We start from the raw sequence: 8,508 nt of genomic DNA on the forward strand, positions 1-8,508 counted from the left end.
GCAGGGAGAATAAAATGTATAAAATTCTAGCTGGGTTCGGGTCAATCGTACGTTCACTGTGGATGGTTTTCTCACACGTGACACGTAAACGTGACACCATTCTTTACCCAGAAGTGCCAGCCGAACAAATTGTTCCACCACGTTTCCGTGGTCGTATCGTGTTAACACGTGACCCAGATGGTGAAGAACGTTGTGTTGCGTGTAACTTATGTGCAGTTGCATGTCCTGTTGGCTGTATTTCACTACAAAAAGCAGAAAAGGAAGATGGTCGTTGGTATCCGGAGTTTTTCCGTATCAACTTCTCACGTTGTATTTTCTGCGGTATGTGTGAAGAAGCATGTCCGACGACTGCAATTCAAATGACGCCAGATTTCGAGTTGGGTGAATACGTTCGTCAAGACTTGGTATACGAGAAAGAAAACTTACTCATTTCAGGTCCTGGTAAATATCCAGACTACAACTTCTACCGTGTAACAGGTATGGCTGTAACTGGAAAAGACAAAGGTCAAGCGCAGCGTGAAAGCGCACCAGTTGATGTACGGAGCTTATTACCATGATGTGGCCATTTTATTTGATGGCACTTGTGGCCATCGTTTCTACGATTCGTGTTGTGACCAACGCGAATCCTGTACACGCTTTATTGAGCTTGATCGTGTCACTTCTTGCAGTTGCAGGCATGTTTATGATCGTGGGTGCGCCATTTGCTGGCGCGCTTGAGATCATCGTCTATGCAGGCGCGATCATGGTGTTATTCGTATTCGTAGTGATGATGTTAAACCTTGGTCAACATACCGTTGAACAAGAGCGTAAATGGTTAACATCGTCTGCTTGGGCATATCCAGCACTCATGAGCTTCTTAATGGGCTTGGTGTTGGTGTGGATGCTCGGCTCTGACTACACAGTGGCTGGCCCTGCTATGGGTACCGAAGTTGTGGGTCCAAAAGTCGTTGGCCAAGCACTCTTTACTCACTATTTATTATTGGTTGAAGTTGCTGCCATGTTATTGCTTGCTGCATTGGTTGCAGCATTCCATCTTGGTAAACGTGAACCAGGTGCAGAAGAGGACAAACAATAATGGGCAACATCCCTTTAGAACATGGTTTGATTGTTGCAACCATCCTTTTTGCACTGGGTTTTTACGGTGTGATGGTGCGACGCAATCTATTATTTATGTTAATGAGCCTTGAAATCATGATGAACGCAGCAGCGCTTGCGTTTGTTTTGGCTGGTAGTGCATGGGTACAACCAGACGGACAAATCATGTTTATTTTGATCTTAACGCTTGCTGCGGCAGAGGCTTGTATTGGTCTTGCGATCGTCCTTCAGTTCTACCATCGCTTCCATCACTTGGATGTGGATGCTGCTAGTGAGATGCGCGGATGAGTTTTTTATATTTAACAGTATTATTCCCGCTCATTGGTTTTGTCCTTTTAGCGGCAGGTCGCAACAAGCTTCCTGAAAATGTTGCTGCCATTATTGGTGTGGGGGCAGTTGGCCTTTCTGCATTGGTTGCTTTGATCGCTGGTCTAGACTTTGTTAATAACGGCAAAGTGACTTATGTTCAACATCTGTGGACATGGTTCAATGTCGGTAATCTAAGCCCAGGCATTAGCTTACATCTTGACGGTTTATCACTGCTCATGATGGGTATGGTGACGGGTGTGGGTTTCCTAATTCACATCTTTGCGTCATGGTACATGCGTGGCGAAGAAGACTTTGCACGTTTCTTCTCTTATTTCAACCTGTTCGTTGCTAGCATGTTGCTGCTCGTATTGGGCGATAACTTAGCGTTATTGTTCTTAGGTTGGGAAGGCGTGGGTCTATGTTCTTACTTGCTGATTGGTTACTACTACCAAAACCCTGCAAATGGTTTTGCAGCAATTAAAGCATTTACCGTAACACGTATCGGTGATGTGTTCTTACTGATCGCTTTGTTCTTAATTTACCAACAGTTCGGTACATTAAACATTGCGGAAGTGGTTGCAGCTGCACCAACAGTGATGACACAAAGTTCATCTTTAACCATTTGGACAGCACTCATGTTGTTCTTGGGTGCAGCAGGTAAATCTGCACAGATCCCATTACAAACATGGTTGGCCGATGCGATGGCAGGTCCTACACCTGTATCTGCGTTGATCCACGCTGCAACGATGGTAACTGCAGGTGTTTACCTGTGCTGCCGTATGCATACCGTGTTTGAAATGGCACCAGAAGTGATGATGTTTATCTCAATCACAGGTGCGGTAACCTTGTTAGTGGCTGGTTTTGCTGCATTGGTTCAAACCGACATCAAACGTATTTTGGCTTACTCTACAATGAGTCAGCTCGGTTATATGTTTATGGCTGTGGGTGCTGAAGCTTACCAAGCAGGTCTATTCCACATGCTGACTCACGCATTCTTCAAGGCATTGTTATTCTTGTCTTCAGGTGCAGTGATTTTGGCTTATCACCACGAACAAAACATCTTCAAGATGGGCGGTTTGTTCTACAAGAATAAATTCCTATTTATGTGTTTCGCCATTGGTGGCGGTGCATTAGCCGCGATTCCATATATCACCGTGGGCTTCTTCTCGAAAGACGCGATCTTAGGTGCAGTTTGGGTTCAAGGTGAATCAATCGCAGTGTATAACTCATTATACTGGGCGGGTGTAGCAGGTGCATTCTTAACCTCGATTTACACATTCCGTCTGATTTGGGTTGTGTTCTTTGGTAAAGAAAATACCCCATATCATGCGATTAAAGGCATCACATACTGGGGACCTTTGGGTATTCTTGCAGTACTTTCAACCTTCATTGGTGCGGTACTTAAAGCACCTGTAGAAAGCATTTTAAATGCAGCAAAAATCCCAGCATTTGTAATCCCAGAAGCATTAGAACATGGCATGCACAGCGCTGAATGGACTGCTGTTGGTATTGCACTTGTTGGTTTAGCGATTGGTGTGGTGTTATTTGCATTTGCTTATAGTGCTGTGAAAAGCTTTGCTAAAACGTCATTGGGTGCAGGTCTTGCAAACATTTGCCGTAATGCGCTAGGTTTCGATGCGCTCTATGACATCGTTTTTGTGAAACCATATTTGCTTATTGCGAAGATTTTAGGTCGTGATCCAATTGATCGCTTGTGGTTAGTCTTGCCTGCTATTGTGAAAGGTGGGCATAGCTTCACAAGTTCACGTCAAACAGGTTCATTGCGTGATTACGCATCAAGCATGGCATTAGGTATCTTTGTATTGCTAATGGTCTTGATCGTAACTCAGATCGTGGGGAAATAAGATGGAAATCACAAACAACTGGATTCTACCCGCGCTGATCTTAGTTCCGTTCATTGCTGGTTTTATTTGTTGGTTAGTCGACAAACTCGACGACAAACTGCCGCGTTATATTGCGCTGATTGGTATGCTCATTACTTTGGGCTTAACTGTTGCGCTGTGGCAAACAGGTACATTTAACTACGAACTTGGCGCGAAAGTGCCATCGTGGTCTGCTGAATTCATGTTGCCATGGATTCAAACTTTAGGCATTAACATCCACTTAGCGGTGGATGGCCTATCTCTATTAATGGTGGGCTTAACGGCACTTTTAGGTGTGTTGGCTGTCGGCTGTTCTTGGGGTGAAATTCAAAAGAATGTTGGTTTCTTCCACTTAAACCTTTTATGGTCTTTGGGTGGTGTGATCGGTGTCTTCTTAGCGATTGACATGTTCTTGTTCTTCTTCTTCTGGGAGATGATGCTTGTACCTATCTACTTCTTGATCGCGCTTTGGGGTCATAAAGGGGCAGAAGGTAAATCACGTGTTTACGCTGCAACCAAATTCTTTATCTATACGCAAGTCGCTGGTCTTATTATGTTGATCGGTATCCTAGGCCTCGTGGTTTATGGTTACATGATGACAGGTATGATCGGTTTTGATTACAACTACTTATTAGCTGTAGCCAACACTTTAGACAAAGAATTACCTACCGTTGCTTATGCATTCATGCTGTGTTTATTTGTCGGTTTTGCGGTAAAACTTCCAGTTTTCCCATTACACGGCTGGTTACCAGATGCGCATGCACAAGCACCTACAGCGGGTTCGGTTGACCTTGCAGGTATCTTGATTAAGACGGCTGCATACGGTCTACTTCGTTTTGTGATTCCATTCTTCCCAGCGGCTTCTGCACAGTTTGCAGATATCGCGATCATTTTCGGTTTGATCGGTATCTTCTACGGTGCTTGGTGTGCTTTCCAGCAAACCGATATGAAACGTTTACTTGCGTACACGTCGATTTCACACATGGGCTTTGTTTTACTTGCGATTTACGCAGGTAATATCTTAACCTTCCAAGGTTTGATGATCATGATGTTGGCACATGGCTTGTCATCTGCTGCATTGTTCATTATGTGTGGTCAAGTGTACGAGCGTGTTCATACACGCGATATGCGTTTGATGGGCGGTATGCGTGGTCAGTTCCCATATCTTGCATTCTTCCTCATGTTCTTCGTGGCGGCGCTTGTGGGTATTCCGGGTCTAGGTAACTTCATTGGTGAGTTCCTAATCTTGATGGGTTCTTATGCAAAATTCCCAGTGTTTACTATTCTGGCAGCTGTAAGCTTAGTATTTGCAGGTCTTTATGGCTTGATTCTGATCCACAAAGCATTGTTTGGTACACCGAACGAAGAACAACAACAGCACTACAATAACCCATTGAAAGACTTAAATGCGCGTGAAGTAGTGATCTTGTTAATCTGTGCTTTCGGTCTGTTATGGCTGGGGCTATATCCACAAAGCTTCCTTGATATTTCAAATTCAAGCATGGCGTGGTTAGCAAACAGCTACATTCCTGTACAAGAAGTCGTTGACGTTGCAAGTCAAGCAACTGTTCAACTCGAAAATGTGGAGATGCAATAAGTCATGAACTTCACAATGTCATTTTCTGAGCTTATGCCTTTAGCTCCTGTGATGATCGTTGCTTTAACAACGATCGTCGTGATGATTCTTACTGCAATTAAGCGTAACCATAACTTAATTGCAACAGCATCAGTTGTGGGCTTAAACCTTGCAGCAGCTTATGTGCTTTTCACAATGTTTGGTGGGGCTTTTAAACCAGCAAACGTGATGGGTATGTTCATGGTGGATGCGTTCACCTTGTTATACCAAGTGATCATTTTGATTGCGGCACTGGCATGCTGTACTTTGTCTCATGCCTATATCGAGACTTATAAAGATAACCGTGAAGAACTGTATATCTTAATGTTGTCATCAGTGACTGGTGCAATGTTAATGGTCGCAAGCTCTCACTATGCATCGTTCTTCATTAGCCTTGAGTTGATGTCGATTCCTGTATATGGCTTATTGGCGTATACACACCAACGCTCTAAATCTTTAGAAGCGGGTGTGAAGTACTTGGTGCTTTCAGCAACCGCTTCGGCAATGTTGTTGATGGGTATGGCTTACATTTACGCGTACACAGGTTCAATGTCGTTCTATGACAATGTTCAAGCGTTAATGCAAAACATCCAGCAACCGATGGTGCTTTTAGGTTTAGGTTTCATCGTATTTGCTGTGGCATTTAAACTGTCCTTAGCGCCATTCCACAAATGGACACCAGACGTTTATGCAGGTGCACCAACACCGATTGCAACTTTCCTTGCAACGGCTGCAAAAGTCGCAACAATTGGCCTGTTTGTACGTTACATTTTAACTTCAGGTGCAATCCTAGTTGACTCTATCATCACGATCTTAACTGTGATTGCAGTGTTATCAATCTTGGTGGGTAACTTCCTTGCAGTGAAGCAAGTAAACTTGAAACGTATCTTGGCATACTCTTCAATTGCACACTTTGGTTACTTGTTGATTGGTTTAATCAGCATGACCTATGCAAGCCTTGGAAACGTATCTGTTTATGTAATCACTTATGTATTAACTACAATTGGTGCGTTCGGTGCAGTTGCATTGATGTCTAGTCCATATAACAACGTGGATGAAGCAGAAAGCCTAGCAGACTACCGTGGTCTATTCTGGCGTCGTCCAGTGTTGACCGCAGTGTTAACCGTGATGATGTTATCGCTTGCAGGTATTCCATTGACAGCGGGCTTCATTGGTAAGTTCCTGGTGGTGATGGCTGCGGTAACGACTCAACATTGGTTCCTTGCTGCGATGATCATTGTTGGTTCTGGTATTGGTCTATACTACTATCTTCGTGTGATGGTTGTGATGTATATGACACCACCAGACGCACCGCGTGTCGACGCTGTGGATCATTGGGGCCAAAAAGTGGGGGGGATTATGGTGCTTTTAGCTGCGGCGGCAGTACTGGTGATTGGTATCTATCCAGATCCAATTATTAAGCTTGCGCTTCAGTCTGAGATTTTATCTCCAATCCACTTTATGCTTTCTCAACAGCACTAATCATTCAAAACGTTTTGTTTTAATAAAAAAGCCTCCATCAATTGGGGGCTTTTTGTTTTTATCGCACGATAAAAAGCTTTATAATGTCAGGAATTTTATTTTACCTTTTAGGTGCTCTCCCGTGGCTATCCATGAAATTCGTCATCCGTTGATTCGTCATAAGCTTGGTCTTCTTCGTCGTGCAGATATCAGCACGAAAAACTTTCGCGAGCTGGCTCAAGAAGTGACTATGCTGTTGACCTATGAAGCAACTAAAGATTTACCTGTGTGTGATCATGAAATTGATGGTTGGAATGGTAAAGTCATCGTAGACCGTATTGTGGGTAAAAAAATTACGGTTGTGCCAATTTTACGTGCGGGTATTGGTATGTTGGATGGTTTCTTAAACCTGATTCCAAGTGCAAAAGTATCTGTATTGGGTTTAGAGCGCGATGAAGAAACGCTTGAAGCGCGTACTTATTACAAAAAATTGGTGCCAGATGTACAAAACCGTTTAGCCATGATTATTGACCCAATGCTTGCAACAGGGTCTTCGTTGGTTGCTGCGATTGATGTATTGAAAGCAAGTGGTTGTAAAGATATTCGTGTAATGGTATTGGTTGCTGCGCCTGAAGGAATTAAACGTGTAAATGATGCGCACCCAGATGTCACTATTTTCACGGCTTCAATCGACCAAGGTTTAAATGCTAATGGTTATATCGTGCCGGGTCTAGGCGATGCGGGCGATAAAATCTTTGGTTCAGTTCAAAAAGATTAATGATTAAAATGAATGCATAAAGGAGGCTTTCACAGCCTCTTTTTTATATACTGGCTATCTAGCCATGTACAGATGAGGATCGGGTAATGAAGTCTGAACAATATCAAGGAAAAGTGAAGCAATATAATGCGGATAAAGGTTTTGGTTTTATTTCCTCACCTGAAGGCGACGTATTTTTTCATATCTCGGATTTCCCAGCAGACTCAGGTGAGCCGAAACGCAATGAACGTGTAAAGTTTAATGTGGTTGAAAATGGCGATCGCTATAAAGCAATTAAAATTGAGCGGGTTGAAGACAACTCTGCCAAAGCTAAGAAATCGAAAGTCTCAAGCCACAATAAGTCGATTACCACAGATTTATTGTCTAATTTCAGACGTTAAAATGGGTAAATTGAGTATGCACATGCTGCAAAATTAATCTGCTTATTTTGATTGAAAGAGGCTTTTTAGCCTCTTTTTTATTGATTACAATACTCGAAAATACAGTTGATTAGCACATATTATGTTTCTGAACGGGAAAATCAAAAGCTTTAGCCCCTCACGTGGTTTTGGTTTTATTGAAGTAGACGGGGATGTTGATGATGTGTTTTTTCATATCAAAGATTTGCCACAGAACAACATTGAACCCAAGATTGGTGAAGCGTTGCAGTTTATGATTGTGGAAGAACAAGGCAAGTTTAAGGCTGGAAATATCCAGCGGCTGAATCATCCAACAGAAACTCAAAAATTAGGTGAGTTAAAGAAAAAAGTAAGACCGAGTAACTCATCTGTTCGCTATAACGAGGCAGGACATAAAAGTACGATCATTACCGTGATCGGTGTGATTGTGATTGCAGTGTTGGGATTTCTGATTTATGGCAAATATCAAAGCTATAGTATCGAAAAACAACATAAAGCTGAGCAATTGATGCTTGAGCAACAGCAGATTGTAGAAGAACAACGTAAGGCTTTAGGTGAGTTACCTGATCAGGTGCTTACAGAGCAAGGTAAACAAAACTTAGATGCTGAGCTACATCAAACCAATCAACCTCGCTCAGAACGTGTGACGCAGAGCATTGATAAACAAAATGGTCGTTTACCTGTCAGCACAGGAAAGTTCAAATGCGATGGACGAACCCATTGCTCCCAAATGCGTTCCTATGAAGAAGCGCTTTACTTCTTAAGGAACTGTCCAAATACCAAAATGGATGGGAACAATGATGGTGAGCCTTGTGAGCGCCAATTTGGGAAATAAAAAAAGCACCTTCGGGTCACTGCTGTCCCACAAATATCACAAGAAGAACCTCAGTTGAGGTTCTTCTTGCTTATTCCACTTTTTGTCAGGTAAAAACAGAGCCTTTAAGAGCTTCCTTTCAAATAAATTCACCT

General features: G+C 42.9%; 9 protein-coding genes. All 9 read left to right on the top strand.

Annotated elements, in window-relative coordinates:
• Nucleotides 1–14 precede the first annotated feature (14 nt).
• The 9 genes from nuoI (at nucleotide 15) to ACE01U_RS13455 (ending at nucleotide 8,374) form a co-directional block, all read left to right on the top strand.
• The gene (gene nuoI / locus ACE01U_RS13415) at nucleotides 15–557 is read left to right on the top strand and encodes an NADH-quinone oxidoreductase subunit NuoI (protein ID WP_004651038.1); all 543 of its coding nucleotides are present in this window, start codon (nucleotides 15–17) and stop codon (nucleotides 555–557) included.
• The gene (gene nuoJ, locus ACE01U_RS13420; protein WP_171264408.1) at nucleotides 557–1,075 is read left to right on the top strand and encodes an NADH-quinone oxidoreductase subunit J; all 519 of its coding nucleotides are present in this window, start codon (nucleotides 557–559) and stop codon (nucleotides 1,073–1,075) included. The genes nuoI and nuoJ overlap by 1 nt, the downstream gene beginning before the upstream one ends.
• Nucleotides 1,075–1,383, top strand: a complete 309-nt coding sequence (gene nuoK / locus ACE01U_RS13425) for an NADH-quinone oxidoreductase subunit NuoK (RefSeq protein ID WP_004695395.1) — start codon at nucleotides 1,075–1,077, stop codon at nucleotides 1,381–1,383. The genes nuoJ and nuoK overlap by 1 nt, the downstream gene beginning before the upstream one ends.
• A complete protein-coding gene (gene nuoL / locus ACE01U_RS13430; RefSeq protein ID WP_151707214.1) occupies nucleotides 1,380–3,269 on the top strand; it encodes an NADH-quinone oxidoreductase subunit L in 1,890 nt (629 codons plus the stop codon). Before nuoK ends, nuoL begins: the two co-directional genes overlap by 4 nt.
• A gap of 7 nt (nucleotides 3,270–3,276) precedes the next feature.
• A complete protein-coding gene (gene nuoM / locus ACE01U_RS13435) occupies nucleotides 3,277–4,884 on the top strand; it encodes an NADH-quinone oxidoreductase subunit M (RefSeq protein ID WP_171264407.1) in 1,608 nt (535 codons plus the stop codon).
• 3 nt (nucleotides 4,885–4,887) lie between these two features.
• Entirely contained in the window at nucleotides 4,888–6,384 is a 1,497-nt protein-coding gene (gene nuoN / locus ACE01U_RS13440) for an NADH-quinone oxidoreductase subunit NuoN (RefSeq protein WP_086208145.1), read from the top strand.
• A gap of 121 nt (nucleotides 6,385–6,505) precedes the next feature.
• On the top strand, nucleotides 6,506–7,141 hold the full coding sequence (upp, locus tag ACE01U_RS13445; protein ID WP_110975552.1) for a uracil phosphoribosyltransferase: 636 nt from the start codon (nucleotides 6,506–6,508) through the stop codon (nucleotides 7,139–7,141).
• Between the two features lie 86 nt (nucleotides 7,142–7,227).
• Nucleotides 7,228–7,521, top strand: coding sequence for a cold shock domain-containing protein (locus tag ACE01U_RS13450; protein WP_086208143.1), 294 nt, complete (start codon nucleotides 7,228–7,230; stop codon nucleotides 7,519–7,521).
• Between the two features lie 121 nt (nucleotides 7,522–7,642).
• On the top strand, nucleotides 7,643–8,374 hold the full coding sequence (locus tag ACE01U_RS13455; RefSeq protein ID WP_119063181.1) for a cold shock domain-containing protein: 732 nt from the start codon (nucleotides 7,643–7,645) through the stop codon (nucleotides 8,372–8,374).
• Nucleotides 8,375–8,508 lie beyond the last annotated feature (134 nt).

This window comes from Acinetobacter halobius (assembly GCF_044130335.1).
Classification (GTDB): Bacteria; Pseudomonadota; Gammaproteobacteria; order Pseudomonadales; family Moraxellaceae; genus Acinetobacter.

Excerpts from the sequence above, each read along its gene's own strand:
- ACE01U_RS13450 (WP_086208143.1), top strand. The coding sequence starts at position 7,228 with ATGAAGTCTGAACAATATCAAGGAAAAGTGAAGCAATATAATGCGGAT.
- nuoI (WP_004651038.1), top strand. The coding sequence starts at position 15 with ATGTATAAAATTCTAGCTGGGTTCGGGTCAATCGTACGTTCACTGTGG.
- ACE01U_RS13455 (WP_119063181.1), top strand. The coding sequence starts at position 7,643 with ATGTTTCTGAACGGGAAAATCAAAAGCTTTAGCCCCTCACGTGGTTTT.
- nuoK (WP_004695395.1), top strand. The coding sequence starts at position 1,075 with ATGGGCAACATCCCTTTAGAACATGGTTTGATTGTTGCAACCATCCTT.
- nuoN (WP_086208145.1), top strand. The coding sequence starts at position 4,888 with ATGAACTTCACAATGTCATTTTCTGAGCTTATGCCTTTAGCTCCTGTG.
- nuoL (WP_151707214.1), top strand. The coding sequence starts at position 1,380 with ATGAGTTTTTTATATTTAACAGTATTATTCCCGCTCATTGGTTTTGTC.
- nuoJ (WP_171264408.1), top strand. The coding sequence starts at position 557 with ATGTGGCCATTTTATTTGATGGCACTTGTGGCCATCGTTTCTACGATT.